This is a genomic window from Bacteroidales bacterium, assembly GCA_014860575.1.
In the GTDB taxonomy this organism is placed as follows: domain Bacteria; phylum Bacteroidota; class Bacteroidia; order Bacteroidales; family JAAYJT01; genus JAAYJT01.
Genome location: JACZJK010000020.1, coordinates 188,515 through 205,336 on the forward strand (window position 1 = coordinate 188,515; position 16,822 = coordinate 205,336).

Here is a 16,822-nt window from a genome sequence, read left to right on the forward strand (position 1 = left end):
AAACATGGATTTAAGTAATCTCAAACCAGCAAAAGGATCGGTCAAGCAGACAAGAAGGGTCGGTCGCGGAGAAGGCAGTGGGAACGGCGATACCGCAGGCCGTGGACACAAAGGCCAGCAATCGCGCAGTGGATACAGCCGCAGATTTGGTCATGAAGGTGGCCAGATGCCATTGTTCCGCCGGGTTCCGAAATTTGGGTTCAAGAACCCAAACAGGGTTGAATACCGGGGTATTAATATTGATACACTCCAACTCATAGCCGAAAAAAACAATGTTCAGGTAATCACGCCTGAGGTATTGATTGAAAACGGTATTGTTGGTAAAAGAGATCTTTTTAAGATCCTCGGTCGTGGTGAACTCACTGCAAAACTCGATGTTACTGCGCATGCTTTTTCAGCCTCTGCAATCAAGGCTATTGAATCACTCGGTGGAACCGCCACTAAAATCTAAATCTGAATGAAAAGATTTATTGATACCATCCGGAACATCTATAAAATTGAGGAACTCCGCCAGAGGATTCTCTACACGCTGGGGATTATTTTGATCTACAGGCTGGGTAGTTATATTGTTCTGCCCGGTGTTGACCCCGATCAGTTGGTGAACCTGCAACGGCAAACATCATCCGGCCTGCTTGGCTTGCTGGATATGTTTTCAGGCGGCGCTTTCTCGAATGCATCAATTTTTGCCCTCGGGATCATGCCCTATATCTCGGCTTCCATTGTTATCCAGTTACTTGGGATGGCCATACCTTATTTCCAGAAATTACAGAAAGAAGGTGAAAGCGGCCGTCGCAAAATTAACCAGATAACCAGGTACCTCACCGTTATTATTACCGGTTTCCAGGCTCCGGCTTATATTGGCAATATGATTGCTCAATTACCACCGGAAGCTGTTACACCTTTTGATCCTGCAGTTACTACTCCCACTACCTTTTTCTGGGTGTCAACTATCATTATACTCATTTCAGGAACCCTCTTTGTGATGTGGCTGGGTGAGAAGATTACCGATAAGGGAATTGGAAATGGTATTTCGCTCATTATTATGATCGGTATTATTGCCCGTTTGCCTTTTTCGCTTGCTGCAGAATTTTTATCACGCATGGAACAACAAGGAGGAGGCTTGGTGATGTTCCTCATCGAATTAGTCATCCTGGTTATAGTCATCCTTTTATGTATCTTGCTTGTGCAGGGCACTCGAAGGGTGCCGGTTCAATACGCCAAACGCATTGTTGGAAACAAGCAGTATGGCGGTGTTCGTCAATACATACCATTAAAAGTGAACGCTGCTGGCGTTATGCCAATCATCTTTGCACAGGCATTGATGTTCCTACCGTTGACACTGGCTGGTTTTGCCGAATCAGAAACCATGACAGGCTTCCTTTCAACGTTTTCAAACATGAATGGGTTCTGGTATAATTTTGTATTTGCAATCATGATCATCCTCTTTACTTATTTCTATACGGCTATTACCATCAATCCCAATCAGATGGCAGACGATATGAAGAAGAACGGAGGTTTTATACCCGGTGTAAAACCCGGAAAGAAGACTGCTGAGTTCATGGACACAATCATGTCAAGGATTACCTTACCGGGATCATTTTTCCTTGCCTTTGTTGCCATTATGCCGGCATTTGTCAGCCTGATGGGAGTGAACGCGCAGTTTGCACAATTTTTTGGAGGCACCTCACTGCTGATTATGGTAGGTGTTGTGCTGGATACACTGCAACAGATTGAAAGCCATCTTTTGATGCGCCACTACGATGGATTAACCAAATCGGGGCGAATTAAAGGAAGATCATCATTCAGTGTTAGCGGATAAAGGAAAATGAAGTAATGATTTATCTCAAAACGGAAGAAGAGATACAGCTCATTAAAAAGAGTTCTTTGCTTGTTGGTAAAACTTTAGCTGAAGTAGCCCGGCATATCAAACCCGGTGTGACCACGCTCGAACTGGATGGGATTGCGGAAAGATGTATCCGCGATCATGGTGCAAAACCAGGGTTCAAAGGTTACAGGGGATTTCCCGGAACATTATGCATCTCAGTAAACGAGGATGTTGTTCATGGAATTCCTGGTAAGAGGCGACTGCTTGACGGTGACATAGTCTCAATTGATTGTGGTGTTCTGCTGGATGAGTATTATGGTGACTCGGCGTTCACATTCGCTGTTGGAGATGTTAAACCCGAAGTACTGGCACTGATGAAGGCAACCAGGGAGGCGCTTTACAAAGGCATTGAGCAGGCCGTTATCGGAAAGCGCATCGGAGACATCGGGAATGCAATACAGCAGCACGTTAGCCCGATGGGTTACGGAATAGTGAGGGAATTGATCGGTCATGGCGTTGGAAAGCATCTGCATGAATCGCCTGATGTGCCCAATTACGGGAAGAAAGGACAAGGCGTTTTGCTTACCGAAGGAATAGTGATTGCGATTGAGCCTATGATCAACCTTGGAAAAAGGCATGTAATGCAGGAAAAAGATGGATGGACAATACGTACGCTCGACAGAAAGCCCTCGGCCCATTACGAGCATACTATCGCGGTTAGAAAAGACAAGGCTGAAGTTTTATCGAGTTTTGAAGAAATAGATATAGTGTTAAATAATTAAAATCAGAAACCTGAATTAATATGGCAAAACAACAAGCTATCGAGCAAGATGGTGTTGTATTGGAATCGCTTGGTAATGCAATGTTCCGCGTTGAGTTGGAGAATGGACACATTATCACTGCACATATTTCAGGGAAGATGAGGATGCATTACATTAAGATCCTTCCGGGCGACAAGGTTAAAGTTGAAATGTCAGTTTACGACCTTACCAAAGGCAGGATCATATACCGGTACAAATAATAAGGACTTGCTTGCAGAGTGAATACTAAAAACGATCAAGAGAATGAAAATCAGAGCCAGCGTTAAGAAGAGAACTCCCGACTGCATCATCGTACGTCGTAAAGGAAGGGTTTATATTGTCAATAAAAAGAACCCAAAGTACAAACAACGTCAGGGATAATAAAATTGAAAATTAACTGATACCAAATCAAATAGTTCTATGGCTAGAATTGCAGGTATAGATATACCAAAGAATAAGCGGGGCGAAATTGCGCTTACCTACATCTACGGAATAGGCCGAAGCAATGCCCAAAAAATCCTTACCGATGCTGAAGTATCGTGGGATAAAAAAGTTCAGGACTGGGACGACGACGAGCAAAACCGTATCCGTACCATCATTAACGACCACTTTAAGGTGGAAGGCGCCTTGCGTTCAGAAGTTCAGATGAACATCAAGCGTTTGATGGATATTGGTTCTTATCGTGGCATCCGTCACCGTATCGGCTTGCCGGTGCGTGGTCAGAGCACCAAGAACAATGCCCGTACACGAAAAGGCAGGAAAAAAACCGTTGCCAACAAAAAGAAGGCACCTAAAGGCTAGTAGATAGTTCTGCCTCTAACATTAGTAATTAAGAAGATAGAAATATAAGTGATATGGCAAAAAGCACTAAATCGTCGAAAAAAAGGGTCGTAAGAGTTGAACCCATTGGTAAAGCATTTATTACCGCATCGTTTAACAATGTGATTGTAACATTGACCAACGATGGAGGCCAGGTTATTTCCTGGTCATCAGCCGGAAAAATGGGTTTCAGGGGATCGAAGAAAAATACTCCCTATGCCGCTCAAATGGCTGCCACTGATTGTTCAAAAGTGGCTTATGACCTTGGTTTGAGAAAAGTTAAGGTATATGTGAAAGGCCCGGGCGCAGGTCGAGAATCAGCAATTCGTACGATCCACTCAGCAGGTATTGAAGTGGTGGAGATCGTTGACGTTACACCATTGCCACACAATGGTTGCCGCCCACCCAAACGCAGAAGAGTATAAAATAATGATGCCCTGCGCAAGCAGGCATGTATAATTGAACAGTATAAACAAAAGTTAGCATGGCAAGATACATTGGCCCAAAAACAAAAATAGCACGTAAATTCAGGGAACCTATTTTCGGCCCTGACCGTTCGTTTGAGAAAAAGAATTATCCCCCCGGCATGCATGGAAACAGCCGCCGGAGAGGAAAAACATCGGAGTACGCCCTTCAGTTGATGGAAAAACAAAAGGCGAAATATACCTATGGTATTCTCGAGCGCCAGTTCAGAAACATTTTCCAGAAAGCTTCCAGCAAAAAAGCAGGGATCACCGGTGAAGTATTGCTCCAGCTTATTGAATCGAGGCTCGATAATACAGTGTACCGTTTGGGTATTGCACCTTCACGCAGCGCTGCCCGGCAGTTGGTTTCGCACAAGCATATTCTTGTGAACAACGAGGTTGTAAATATTTCGTCGTACCAACTTCGCCCGGGTGATGTCGTTGCCGTAAGAGAGCGGTCGAAATCACTGGAAGTAATCCAGAACTCACTCTCAGGACGTGGCAACCCTTATTCATGGCTGGAATGGGATGGCAACCTGATGGCCGGAAAGTTTGTAAACTATCCCGAACGTCAGGATATTCCTGAAAATATTAAAGAACAGCTCATCGTTGAGTTGTATTCAAAATAATGATCTGTTCCTATTTTTTTTATATCAACACAATACAGCGAAATCATGGCTATACTACCATTTCAGCAACCCGATAAGGTAATTATGAATGAATCGGATGAGTTTGAAGGCACATTCGAATTTCGTCCATTGGAACCAGGATTTGGTTTGACCATAGGCAATGCCTTGCGAAGGGTTTTACTCTCATCACTTGAGGGTTATGCCATTACCTCTATTCGGATTGAAGGTGTTGAACAGGAGTTCTCTACCATCAAAGGAGTAATTGAGGATGTTACCGAAATTATACTCAACCTCAAACAAATCAGGTTCAAACGCCTCAACGAGAACGAAGAACTTGAAAAAATCAACTTTACAATTACCGGACGCGATACTTTTAAAGCCGGCGATATCAATAAATACCTTTCGGTTTTCCAGGTTCTGAATCCTGACATTGTTGTTTTCCATATGGATCCAACCGTAAAGGTTACCTTCGAAATGCTGATTAACAAAGGCCGTGGTTATGTTCCTGCCGACGAAAACAGGGATACTGACGCACACCTTGGCACCATTGCGATTGACTCCATTCACACACCGATCAAGAATGTGAAATTTGTGGTTGAGGATTTCCGGGTCGAACAAAAAACTGACTACGAAAAGCTTCTGTTTACGCTTCGCACCGATGGTTCAATCAACCCCAAGGATGCTTTGAAAGAAGCAGCAAAGATCCTCATTCATCACTTCATGCTCTTCAGTGACGAGAAAATTACAATTGATACCGAAGAAAAAGCCGTGAGTGAAGAATTTGATGAAAACACACTTCATATCCGCCAATTATTGAAAACCAAACTGGTTGACATGGATCTCTCGGTTCGGGCGCTCAATTGCCTGAAGGCGGCTGATGTTGAAACCCTTGGCGAACTGGTTGCCTACAACAAAAACGACTTGTTGAAATTCCGCAACTTCGGAAAAAAATCACTTACCGAGTTGGAAGACCTGGTGAAATCAAAAAGCCTTGAGTTCGGAATGAATATTTCAAAATATAAATTAGATAAGGACTAATTGAGATGAGACACGGAAAGAAAGTTAATAAATTAGGTCGGAAAAGTGCTCACCGCCATGCCATGCTTGCAAATATGGCTACTTCGCTGATCCTGCACAAACGCATCAATACAACCCTTGCCAAAGGTAAGGCCCTTCGTGTGTATGTTGAGCCGCTGATTACAAAATCAAAGGACGATTCAACCCATTCGCGCAGGGTGGTGTTCAGCTACCTGCAAAATAAGGAAGCGATCACCGAGCTTTTCAGGGAAATATCAGTGAAGGTTGCCGACAGGCCGGGAGGTTATACCCGCATCCTGAAAACAGGTACACGACTGGGTGATAATGCCGAAATGTGCCTGATTGAGTTGGTTGACTATAATGAAAACCTGCTCGGAACCAAGGAAGAAGCCAAAGCCAAGGCATCGCGCCGCAGAAGAGGTGCCGGAAAGAAAAAAACCGAAGATGCTGTGAAACCGGCTGAATCGAAGAAAGCCCCTGTTGCTGAACCTGAAGTTGAGGAAGAAGAAATGGTTGCCGAAGACATTCAGGAAACGCCTGTTGCCGAAGAAGTATCTGATGAACAATCAGAAACTACTGAGGAAACTGAAGAGGAAAAAAAATAAGTTGATATACTTTTTACATTTGAAAACTGGGACAGGCGAATACTTGCCTTGTCCCTTTTTCGCTAAATAACCCTAAATTATAAAACTCATGAGTTCAATTTTGAATTTACATGCCCGCCAGATTTTAGACTCGCGTGGCAACCCGACCATCGAAGTAGAAGTATTTACCCAAAACGGTATTGTTGGCCGTGCCGCCGTACCTTCAGGCGCTTCAACAGGTATTCACGAAGCAGTTGAACTGCGCGATGATGACAAAAGCCTCTACCTCGGCAAAGGAGTTCTGAATGCAGTTGAAAACGTGAATGGCATCCTCAGCGAAGAGCTGAAAGGTTATTACGTGACGGATCAGATTGAGATTGACCGCCGCATGATTGAAATTGACGGCACACCAAACAAAGCAAACCTGGGCGCCAATGCGATCCTCGGCGTATCATTGGCTGTTGCCAATGCTGCAGCCCAGGAATCGGGTCAATATCTGTTCCGTTATATTGGTGGTGTGAACGCCAATTTACTTCCGATCCCCATGATGAATATCCTCAATGGCGGTTCGCATGCCGATAACAGCATTGACTTCCAGGAATTCATGATCATGCCTGTGGGAGCAGAAACTTTCAGTCAGGCCATCCGCATGGGCGCCGAAGTATTTCACCACCTGAAAGCGGTTTTGAAAAAGCAAGGCTATTCTACCAATGTAGGTGATGAAGGCGGTTTTGCCCCGAACCTGAAATCAAACGAAGAAGCGGTTACTGTAATCCTGCAAGCTATTGAAAAAGCTGGTTACAAACCTGGCCAGGACATCTTTATCGCACTCGATCCAGCATCTTCAGAGTACTTCTTAACCGAAGAAAATGTTTACCACCTCCACAAATCAACAGGCGATAAGCTTACTCCGGCTCAAATGGTAGATTACTGGAATGCATGGGTCGAAAAATATCCCATCATTTCAATCGAAGATGGAATGGCCGAAGACGACTGGGATGGCTGGAAACTGATGACCGATAAAATGGGTAAGAAGATCCAACTGGTTGGTGACGACCTTTTTGTTACCAACACCCAACGCCTTAAACGTGGCATTGATACCGGAGTTGCCAACAGCATTCTTATTAAAGTGAATCAGATTGGAACACTGACTGAAACCATTGAAGCCGTTGAAATGGCACATCGCAATCATTATACTTCGGTGATCAGCCACCGCTCCGGCGAAACCGAAGATGTAACCATCGCAGACCTGGCCGTTGCCCTGAAAACCGGAATGATCAAAACCGGCTCAGCCTGCCGCAGCGAACGCATTGCAAAGTATAACCAATTGCTCCGTATTGAAGAAATCCTTGGTAATTCCGCCCAGTATCTTGGCAAGAATTTCAAGTTTATGAGGTAGTATTGAGTTGAATTTATTTGTAATACCCCGTTAAGGTTTCAGGCTTTAACGGGGTATTTTCTTGTAATCAGTCCTTTACACATCGAACGCTCATAAAGTAGGTCTTATACCCTCCGGTAGAAAAGATTTGGATCCAATAATTTGAAATATTCCGTGCCAGGGCCGAATTTTCATTCACATCATCTGATAACCAGAAATATGCCGAACTTCCTAACCAGTTATAACTCCATGAAGCACTAAATCGCGCACCACCCGGGAGAGCGGAAAACCCAAGTAAATCATTCGTGGGGACTCCACCTGCGTTCCAACGGGGATGAGGGTCTGGTTCGGTAAGCGTGCTTTTAAGAACCGAGGTTCCATCAGGGACATTCATTTGGATGGCAACAAAACCTGCAAAGGCAGCAATTGAATTCCATTCATGATTATCCGTGATATGCCAACCTTCAGGACATAATCCATTTTCACTTGATACAGCATACCAGTTGTAAAGTCCCCCGTATTTATGTTTGTTTTCCAGGTTCTTAGCATACCATGTATAAGAAGGCTGGTTTATGAAGGCGTCTGAATAAGTTATGAGATCGCCATTACTGAACTTTGTGGTTTTCAGGTTTTCCTTGAAAATGCATATATCGCCAACCTGAACGGTTTGATATACGTTCCCATCAATGTCACTTACCGCCGGGCTTTCAGGGCAGGCAGCACCGATGGCAATTGTGCTGAAAATCTGCTGGTTTCCGTAAATAATGCCGGTAATACTTATAACATAAGCCCGGATATAGTAGGTTGCGACTGGTTTCAGATAATCAATTTTTACTGAAAAGAGGTCGGAGCCGGTTAAGTCCACCTTGAAGTTAATAGTTCTTTCAGGATTGGGCGAAGTACCCCAGCAAACTCCACGTTCACTTATGGGTAATGACCCTTCATTAATTATTTCACCCACACCTACTGCTGACCATTGCGTTATTTTTTGCGCGGGTTTTGTCAGAACCTCGGGCAATGGCTCCGTTTCAGGAGTTGTAAATTCGAGCGGTTCACCATAACCTACTCCTGCCTGATTGATGGCGTAGGTTCTGGCGTAATAAGTGGTTGTTGGTAATAATCCTTTGATTGTGGCAGTGAACCTGGTGCTGCTTCCAGGAGCAGCTATTTTGTCGGAATTGATGGAGGGAAAAGGTCCAGTTCCCCAGCAAATACCCCGTTCGGTTATGGCAAGATCTCCGTCAGAGATAACCTCTCCTTCCACATCGGCCTGCATGGAATAAACTTGGCTTACCTGGTGTGTGAGTAATTCCGGAACAGTTCCCTTCAATGTACTGAACTCTACAACCTTGCCATAGCCTGTACCAATTGAATTGATGGCATAAGCCCGCACAAAATAAGTGGTTGATGGGGTTAAACCAGGTAGTTCAGATATGAAATGGTGCTGGTCGCCAGTATTGACTGTAGTATCATCGTTTATAGTTGGACTGGGCTGAGTACTCCAGCATACACCTCTCAGAGTAACTTCAGATCCGCCATCATTAGTAACCATGCCTCCGCAGTTTGCTGAATAATAACTTAGGTTCTGAACTGTAAGGGTAGAGATTTCAGGAACCGAAGAATCTTTCCTGCATGCTGAGAAAAAGAGCAGAAAAGCTGGCAGCAATACTATGGAAGCTTTGAATTTCATGAACGGGTGGTTTAAATTTCCAATACAATAAGCTAGAAACTTCACACGCTCACAAAAATACAACAACAATAAATCAAAAACAAGTATATGTAAAAACCCTGACAGGTTATTGGAATCTGTCAGGGTTAATCTTTTAAGATAATCAGTATTTATTGCTTAATAATCCTTTGTATCTCAGCCTGGCCACTGTGCATGATGCGCAGGATGTAAACACCTCTTGGCATTGCGCTCATATCAAACTGATAAATTTGCGAACCGGACAAATCACTCTGCAATACGCGTTCGCCCATCATCCCATAGATTTCAACTGTAACCTTTTCCGTTTGTTCCAAACCTGAAAGCTCCAGCGCAAATACACCTGAACTTGGATTTGGATAAACTTTGAAAGTGGTTTCCAGCTCATCAATTGCATTCTGTATTTCCGGTACAATGATCTCTTCAGAAGCAAGCATTGCCGGTGGCAGCGTACAATAAACATCCGTAATGGTGGCAAGCATGTATGATCCTTCCACAGCACTGAACCCATCGCCAAGAATGATATTTACACCAGCCCTGAACTCAACGCTGGCGCCGTTTCCAATGGTAGTGTTCGTAACAGTAATATTGTTGGTAGCATCGTAACATTCTGTATCGTCAACGCCAAGTGTGATTCCATCAACTGTGCGGTTTTCCGGAACTGCTGACGGCCACTCACCAATTAACTCATCCACAAGAACATCCAGAACGGTTCGTACTTCAATGCGCCTGATAATTGTGCCTTCATCAGCTTTTAACACAAAGTCACCGGTGGTCAGATCAGACGAAGTGGCGCTGATTAAGTTTCCATCTACTTCTGCATCAAATCCGAGAACAACATATTTTACATCCAAAGCGTATGTTCCTGTAAAAGGAATGCTAAGGCTGATATCATAAGGCGTTACCATTGCGGTAGCGGCTGGCAATGCTTCAGTTTGATAATTGGAAGGATAGAGCGGGCCTAATCTGTCGCGGTAGCTTGCTGCCGTGCTATTATTGTTTCCGCGCTCAAAGAGTATCCAGAACTTTGCTGAAGTTGTTGGCGTACCTGGAACCTGTGGCCCTACTGAGTATGAAAATGAAGAAATATATTCAGTTCCATCCCAGCAATTGTATTGGTTGCTTCCATTATACAATCTATATCTGACATCATCTGTAGGATAATTTCCAATTTCCATCAAAACAGCACTTTGAGAGGTGGTTGCAGATAAATCTATTTGCTGTGGACGTAGTAGAACATCTACATAGGGCGGTGGAGGCGGATCTAACGTTGTAGCGCTTGCTTCCGGGATAGTTCCATCGGTTTTATAATTGACGGCAGCGCCAACTCCGTTATAGGGGAATATTTTAAAGAAATGTTCCGTGCTGGCTGCAAGTCCGGTAAATTCATGGCTTTCAACTCCTGCTGCTACATTTTTAACCAAAGCTCCATCAGCCTCTGAAATACCATCAACAGGCGCTGTAATATCATTAAAATCAACTGTGCTTCCTTTGATCAGGTAACCGCTTGCATCGGAATCAGTCCAGGCAACGGTAATAGAACTGGCTGAGTTGGCAGTGGCTGATAAGCCTGTAACATGATTACTGGGTTCAACGGCATAGGTTGTTGCATTGGCATTCAATCCCGGTGAGTAAAATTCCTTATCGTAAGAAAATGCACGATAATAAACCGTTTCCTCGGCTGCGAGCCCGCTATGTATCTGTGGCGATTCGGTTCCGTAATAAAACAATGTTCCACCTGCAAAAGGATCGTTAATGGCGGGGGGATCGCCGGAAGGATCGCTAAAAATGCCGGTTGAATTGTAAACGATAACTACATCATCGCCACTGGCATTGATTTCGAAATCCAGGTTGATCTGGTTTGAATTTATAGTAGTGGCAGCAAATGAAACGGGGTTTTCAACTGAAACTTCCTGTATCACAATATTATCAATTTGCCATAAGCGGTAATTTCCGAATTCATAGCGATATTTAAAAGCAATCCATACTGATGTGCCTGAGATTCCAGAAAGGTCAACGTCTCCTGATGGAGTCCAGACTTGCTCGACAGCAGGTTGCGTAAAAGTGAGTTCATTCCATGATGCAGCGCTTGGGTCACCAGTCCCGGTATAATCTGTAGAGTATAGAAGTTTAAGGTAATTATTGGCATCATCGCTTCCAAATCTTTTCCAGCTTTCAAATGTCATTATTTCTCCCGAATAATTGTTGAGATTAATCCCTGGCAGAATCAGCCAGTCTTCCTCAGTCTCTGCGCTACCGAAACCATTCATTTGTGCCCAGCCACCTAAATTCCAATTCCAGAATCTGGTATTACCCAAAACACTATAAGCATAACTATCACCCAAATCTGCATCAAAAGTCTCTCCATAAGGCAGTGTAGTAGTAGCAATTTCTCTTATTTCACCATTTAATGTTACAGTCTTTTCGGTTGCATCTGTTGAAGAAAGTGTTATTGCTTCGTTATTGTATTCCCCGATTGCCAGGCCAGCTTTTAGTCTGACATAAATGGTTGTTTCGCTAACAGTTCCATCCACCTCCATTAAAACAATAGAATTGTTAAATCCAGATCCGCTTGTTTCTGATATTTCATAATTGGTTGGCGCTGTAAGGCTAATATCGTCTATTAAAGCCGCACCGCTAACAGTGAAGAATTGTTCATCTGATGGGCCTTCACCCAACAGGTATTCAAATCCGCTGAGTACAACCGGGTCAACTGTTATGACCGGATCTTCCGCTGATACTGGTGCTATTCCAAAACCTTCTAGTCCTCCTATGCCAACTGGATTAGTTGATACTGTTTCAAATCTTATACTGGGATCGCTCCATCCAACCAGATCTCCGGTTGTAATACCGCTCTTTAATTGAATGTTTTGATTTGCAGTGGAAACTCCGTTACCTGTCCAGGCAGACCCCGGATCAAACTCCGGTGTACCAAAAACATCAGTAATTATTCCTCCATATTTAACTGCTAAAGCATCGTCACCATTAAAAACAAAAGTAAACGAAACAAAAGTCACAGAGGTTAGACCCTGGTCAGTGAGATAAGTTCCCATGTCAGTTGTTCCGATAACCATGACGGCACCAGGCGCTAAAGAGCCTGAGTTTACCAATGTTCCAGCTAAATCGTTTAATGCTGCCCCGTTGGTTCCCTGTTGAATAATAAGGTTATTAACGGAAAAATCCAGCGTATTTTCAGTGTTATTCCAGATTTCAATTCCTTTGGGAACAGTTCCGCTATTGGTTTCAACATATTGGCTAATAATCTGCCCCCATCCATTCAGGGCATAAAATACCAGCCCTGCCATCAGGACCAGCGTTCTTAAAATTGTACGTGTTTTCATAATAATCGGGTTTTGGTTGATAAATTAAAGATTAATTGGTTTGTATGTTTATTTGAGGAATGAGTCCATCGGTTTTATAAATAATTCCGGCGCCGCTGCCACGGAAGCTGAAAACCATAAAATAATATGTGGTTTCCGGGTTCAGATCACCAAAGGTACAACTTTGATCCCCAAAACCGACGTTCCTATTCCAGAAATCGTCCGCGACAGGCAAACCGTTTTCCGGCAAACTGATATTTTCAAAGCCTGTATTGTTCATGCGTACAAGATAGCCATCGGGTTGGGTCGGGCCAGCTGCATCAGTCCAGTTGAGTGTAATAAGTTGTGCCGTGAAATTGCTGACATGGTTCAAAGGCTCAGTTTCAAACTCGCCACCCCAGACAAGCTGAACATAAGCAGGTTCATCAATAAAAGGGTTGCGGTTGCCCTGAATGGTGTAAACAGCATTGTTGCGCGCAATTTCTTTGGCTGAAACAGGATCGGCCAGATGCCAGGAAACCAGCAGTTCAACATACCAGGTTTTGAAAGCCGGATAGGAATTGCCATCAAGGACGCCATTGGCTTGCGGTGTATTTGTTTTCCAGGCTGCAATCAGGTTCTCATAGCGCGTGGCCATGTAAAAATAGGTTCGGGCAAAATCACCCTTGTATGCATCAATGGGTTCGAACACAATATCGTTATAACCCGGATCGGAATTTGAACCGCGTTTACTGCCATTCATTGAAGTCCACGAAGCGTTGTTAACATCACCAAAAGGATAGTTAGACCGCATGCCGTTTACAAAGCCATCAGTAGGATAAATGTGGTGAAGATCTGTGCTCATGGGCGAGGCATCCGCAAACCAGCTCATCGGGAAGGAATGTTCGCGGTTGTAACAATCACCCTCTTCATCGTAATTGCCGCACTGGTCGCTTATAAAAGTGTATTCATAAGGTGGCGAACCGTTAGGATTATCAGAATACATATCCCAAACCTTGCCATTGGCTTTGGCGTCGGTGTTAACAAAATGATTCCAGATGGCTGCTTCCGAAATTACCGCATGGTTTTTTATAATATGATACAGGGCGGTTTTTAATGCTTCGCCCGATAAGCCTGATGCATTGTTGTAATAACCTGGCGGAGCCTGGGCCAGCAATTGCGTAGCAAAAACCAGTGTATAGATGAAAGTAATGGCAATACGGGTAAGGTTCATAAAAGCTAATAAAAGATGCCGCAAGATAGCCAGAATTTACGTGAAGAAGGTTAACGGATTATTAAAAAACAGTTCCTGTTTGATATTTTTTTAAGCCTTCAAAGGACTTTTAATATTGTACTTTCACATTACAGGCAACCACTTTAACAATACTGATCCGATGGGTGTAGCATATTATACGGGAGTTCCATACTTTGAGGCAGGAAGCGAAGAAAATATTTTACTTACCCTGCCTGAGGGTTCTGATCCTTAAAATGTGGATGCTTACACCCAACGCAATTGCAATCAGTAAAATCTGCAACCATAATTTATCAATCGCGAAAATGACTGAACTCAGTATGGTTATCCAAAGCAGCACTATTGCATACACTTTCACTTTAACCGGAACCCCTCTGCCGGAAGTATAATCGCGCAGGTACTTTCCCCATAGCCTGTGGGTCATCAACCATACATAAAACCGTGTACTGCTTCGGGCATAGCACCAGGCGGCAAAAAGAAGAAAAGGAGTGGTTGGCAATACAGGTAAAACAATTCCCAGCACCGCCAATCCCACAGAGATGCTGCCCATGAAAATAAGCAAATAGCGAACCAGCGGGGAATTATATCTTTTGGTTTGGGTCATTTTGCACCTCGCATATTGCGATCGCTGAGTAAGGCTAAAACATCTAACAACAACTTACTGACCTTGTTTATATTTTGCCGGAAAACTGTCACAATTTCTTCCCAGCTTACTGCTTTGTCGTTTTCGCGCCAGGCATCGTAGTCGGTGCTGAGGGCTGCCAGGGCGTAAGGGATTTGGAGTTCGTTGGCCAGTATTACTTCAGGGGCTGTGCTCATATTGATGATGTCGGCACCCCAGCTTCGAAACATGTGCGATTCGGCGCGGGTGCTCAGCCGCGGCCCTTCGATTGTGATCACAGTGGCTTGGTTATGATGTCTGATGCCAAGGCGTTCTGCCGCTTCAGCCAGGATTTCTTTCAGGGTGGCATCAAACGGGTCGGGCATGGCAAAATGCCTGGGTTGATGGGGTTCAAAAGATTCGAAGAAGGTGATGGCACGGTGGCGGGTGAAATCAATGAACTGATCCGGGAAAATGATATCGCCCGTTTCAATCTGCTCCCGTAAACTTCCGCAAGCCGAAACAGCCAGGATATGTGTGCAACCTGCTTCCTTCAACGCCCATATATTGGCCCGGTTATTTACCTGCGACGGCGGAATAGTATGCTCACGTCCATGCCGGGAAAGAATGAGCACTTCCATTTGCTGAAACATTCCGGAAAACAATGTGCTTGATGGCGCTCCATAAGGCGTGTCAACCTCAAGTTCTTTCCAGTTATTAAGGAAATTGAAATTCTCAAGACCCGATCCAACAATCAAAGCCGGCTTAATGCCCTTAACACTCATGTTATATTATTTTGAAACAGATTTGCGAAAATAATCAAAATAGAGGAGCGGGGTGGGACAAGAGACAAAAGACAAGAGATAAGAGACAAGAGACAAGAGACTAGGAGACGAAGAGACAAGTGGAAATGGAGAAATGGAGAAATGGAGAAATAAAGAATGATGAAAATATCTTGTCTTTTCCCTCGCACAGCATCATCCTGGGTGCGCGCTCGGCCTTGTTCCTACCATTCAGTAAACTGGGTTTGGTAATTATTGATGAAGAACACGACAGTTCTTATAAACAATACGACCCCAACCCCCGCTACAATGCCCGCGATGCGGCAATTTACCTGGCACATCAGCATCAGGCCAATATTTTGCTTGGTTCGGCAACCCCGGCGCTTGAAAGTTATTTCAATGCCAAACATGGGAAATATGAGCTGGTGACGCTCAACAAACGTTTCGGCGACATACTTTTACCTGAAGTGCAGATTGCCAATATCAAGGAAGCCACCCGCCTGAAACAAATGAAAAGTCATTTCAGTCCAGTGTTGCTTGCGGCGCTGGATCAGGCTTTGGCCAACAAAGAGCAGGTCATTCTTTTTCAGAACCGCCGGGGATTTTCCCTTCGCATGGAATGTACGGCCTGTCATCATATTCCGGATTGCCGCCACTGCGATGTTACATTGATCTACCACAAGCGCGAAAAGCATCTCAAATGCCATTATTGCGGTTATAGCGAACCGGTACCGCACCGTTGCCCCAAATGCGAGCATCCCGAAATGAACCTCATTGGGTTCGGAACCGAAAAAGTGGAGGAGGAACTGGCATTGCTTTATCCTGAAATCCGTATTGCCCGGATGGACCTGGATACAACCCGCAGCAAACACGCCCACCATCGCATCATCAGCGATTTTGAAGAAAGGCGGGTGGATGTGCTCACCGGTACACAAATGGTGACCAAAGGCCTCGATTTCGACAATGTAAGCCTGGTAGGCATCCTGAATGCTGATAATATGATCAGCTTCCCCGATTTCCGTTCCTTTGAGCGCAGCTACCAGATGATGGCGCAGGTAAGCGGGAGGGCCGGACGAAAAAACAAGCAAGGCAAAGTGGTGATCCAAACCCGAAATCCGCAACATCCGGTTATCAAACTTGTGATTGACAATGACTATGAAGGCATGTACCAGGTTCAGATAGCCGAGCGCCGTCAGTTCAATTATCCGCCTTACTCACGCCTCGTGAAGCTTTCGCTGAAGCATAAAGAACCGGATCCACTCAATAAGGCTGCCGCTGAACTTGCGCGTGCTCTCAGAAAAGAATTTCCGAAGCAAATCCTTGGACCCGAATACCCTGTTGTCTCGCGGATCAGGAATTACTATATCAAAGAAATCCTGATCAAATTAAAGCGCGACGCTACCCTGGCTGAATCAAAACAAAAAATCAGATCAATGATTGAAGTCTTCTTAAAAACAACAGAACACAAGCAGGTGAGGGTTGTGGTGGATGTAGATCCGGTGTAGGGAGTTATTAATTCAAAATTCCAGATTTAAGATTCGTTATTCCACAAATGAAATCTGTTTTGAATTTGAAATTTTGGATTTTGGGTTTTTAACTTTGGATTTTGGATTTTGAGCTTTGGGCTTTGGGCTTGGGGCTTGGGG

Annotated in this window: 17 protein-coding genes; 12 read left to right on the plus strand and 5 right to left on the minus strand. The window is 44.3% G+C overall.

Translation table 11 applies throughout. The features are described from left to right. Positions 1 to 4 precede the first annotated feature (4 nt). From rplO to eno, 11 genes are all read left to right on the plus strand, one after another. Positions 5 to 451 (plus strand): 50S ribosomal protein L15, encoded by a 447-nt coding sequence (rplO, locus tag IH597_05685; protein MBE0661941.1) that lies wholly within the window; start codon positions 5 to 7, stop codon positions 449 to 451. 6 nt (positions 452 to 457) lie between these two features. Next, a complete protein-coding gene (secY, locus tag IH597_05690) occupies positions 458 to 1,819 on the plus strand; it encodes a preprotein translocase subunit SecY (GenBank protein ID MBE0661942.1) in 1,362 nt (453 codons plus the stop codon). 14 nt (positions 1,820 to 1,833) lie between these two features. Beyond that, on the plus strand, positions 1,834 to 2,607 hold the full coding sequence (gene map / locus IH597_05695) for a type I methionyl aminopeptidase (protein ID MBE0661943.1): 774 nt from the start codon (positions 1,834 to 1,836) through the stop codon (positions 2,605 to 2,607). A 20-nt stretch (positions 2,608 to 2,627) separates the two neighbouring features. Further along, positions 2,628 to 2,846 (plus strand): translation initiation factor IF-1, encoded by a 219-nt coding sequence (gene infA / locus IH597_05700; GenBank protein ID MBE0661944.1) that lies wholly within the window; start codon positions 2,628 to 2,630, stop codon positions 2,844 to 2,846. Between the two features lie 43 nt (positions 2,847 to 2,889). Further along, complete coding sequence (gene rpmJ, locus IH597_05705; GenBank protein ID MBE0661945.1) at positions 2,890 to 3,006, plus strand: 50S ribosomal protein L36; 117 nt, start codon at positions 2,890 to 2,892, stop codon at positions 3,004 to 3,006. 39 nt (positions 3,007 to 3,045) lie between these two features. After that, entirely contained in the window at positions 3,046 to 3,426 is a 381-nt protein-coding gene (gene rpsM / locus IH597_05710) for a 30S ribosomal protein S13 (GenBank protein MBE0661946.1), read from the plus strand. 53 nt (positions 3,427 to 3,479) lie between these two features. Next, on the plus strand, positions 3,480 to 3,869 hold the full coding sequence (rpsK, locus tag IH597_05715) for a 30S ribosomal protein S11 (GenBank protein ID MBE0661947.1): 390 nt from the start codon (positions 3,480 to 3,482) through the stop codon (positions 3,867 to 3,869). A 59-nt stretch (positions 3,870 to 3,928) separates the two neighbouring features. Next, positions 3,929 to 4,537, plus strand: coding sequence for a 30S ribosomal protein S4 (gene rpsD, locus IH597_05720; GenBank protein ID MBE0661948.1), 609 nt, complete (start codon positions 3,929 to 3,931; stop codon positions 4,535 to 4,537). 45 nt (positions 4,538 to 4,582) lie between these two features. Beyond that, positions 4,583 to 5,575, plus strand: a complete 993-nt coding sequence (locus tag IH597_05725) for a DNA-directed RNA polymerase subunit alpha (GenBank protein MBE0661949.1) — start codon at positions 4,583 to 4,585, stop codon at positions 5,573 to 5,575. A gap of 5 nt (positions 5,576 to 5,580) precedes the next feature. After that, positions 5,581 to 6,180, plus strand: coding sequence for a 50S ribosomal protein L17 (gene rplQ / locus IH597_05730; protein MBE0661950.1), 600 nt, complete (start codon positions 5,581 to 5,583; stop codon positions 6,178 to 6,180). Between the two features lie 88 nt (positions 6,181 to 6,268). Beyond that, a complete protein-coding gene (eno, locus tag IH597_05735) occupies positions 6,269 to 7,558 on the plus strand; it encodes a phosphopyruvate hydratase (GenBank protein ID MBE0661951.1) in 1,290 nt (429 codons plus the stop codon). 67 nt (positions 7,559 to 7,625) lie between these two features. On the opposite strand, the gene IH597_05740 is transcribed toward eno, so the two are convergent. The 5 genes from IH597_05740 to IH597_05760 all read right to left on the minus strand — a co-directional run bounded on the left by IH597_05740 (position 7,626) and on the right by IH597_05760 (position 15,179). After that, the gene (locus tag IH597_05740) at positions 7,626 to 9,227 is read right to left on the minus strand and encodes a fibrobacter succinogenes major paralogous domain-containing protein (protein MBE0661952.1); all 1,602 of its coding nucleotides are present in this window, start codon (positions 9,225 to 9,227) and stop codon (positions 7,626 to 7,628) included. 149 nt (positions 9,228 to 9,376) lie between these two features. After that, positions 9,377 to 12,583: a choice-of-anchor J domain-containing protein gene (locus tag IH597_05745; GenBank protein ID MBE0661953.1), complete on the minus strand. Its 3,207-nt coding sequence runs from the start codon at positions 12,581 to 12,583 to the stop codon at positions 9,377 to 9,379. A gap of 31 nt (positions 12,584 to 12,614) precedes the next feature. After that, the gene (locus IH597_05750) at positions 12,615 to 13,775 is read right to left on the minus strand and encodes an endonuclease (GenBank protein ID MBE0661954.1); all 1,161 of its coding nucleotides are present in this window, start codon (positions 13,773 to 13,775) and stop codon (positions 12,615 to 12,617) included. Between the two features lie 220 nt (positions 13,776 to 13,995). After that, positions 13,996 to 14,397, minus strand: coding sequence for a YbaN family protein (locus IH597_05755; GenBank protein MBE0661955.1), 402 nt, complete (start codon positions 14,395 to 14,397; stop codon positions 13,996 to 13,998). Further along, positions 14,394 to 15,179 (minus strand): MTAP family purine nucleoside phosphorylase, encoded by a 786-nt coding sequence (locus IH597_05760; GenBank protein MBE0661956.1) that lies wholly within the window; start codon positions 15,177 to 15,179, stop codon positions 14,394 to 14,396. The genes IH597_05755 and IH597_05760 overlap by 4 nt, the downstream gene beginning before the upstream one ends. 125 nt (positions 15,180 to 15,304) lie before the next feature. On the opposite strand from IH597_05760, the gene priA reads away from it, so the two are divergent. Further along, the gene (gene priA / locus IH597_05765) at positions 15,305 to 16,681 is read left to right on the plus strand and encodes a primosomal protein N' (protein ID MBE0661957.1); all 1,377 of its coding nucleotides are present in this window, start codon (positions 15,305 to 15,307) and stop codon (positions 16,679 to 16,681) included. Positions 16,682 to 16,822: the final 141 nt, after the last annotated feature.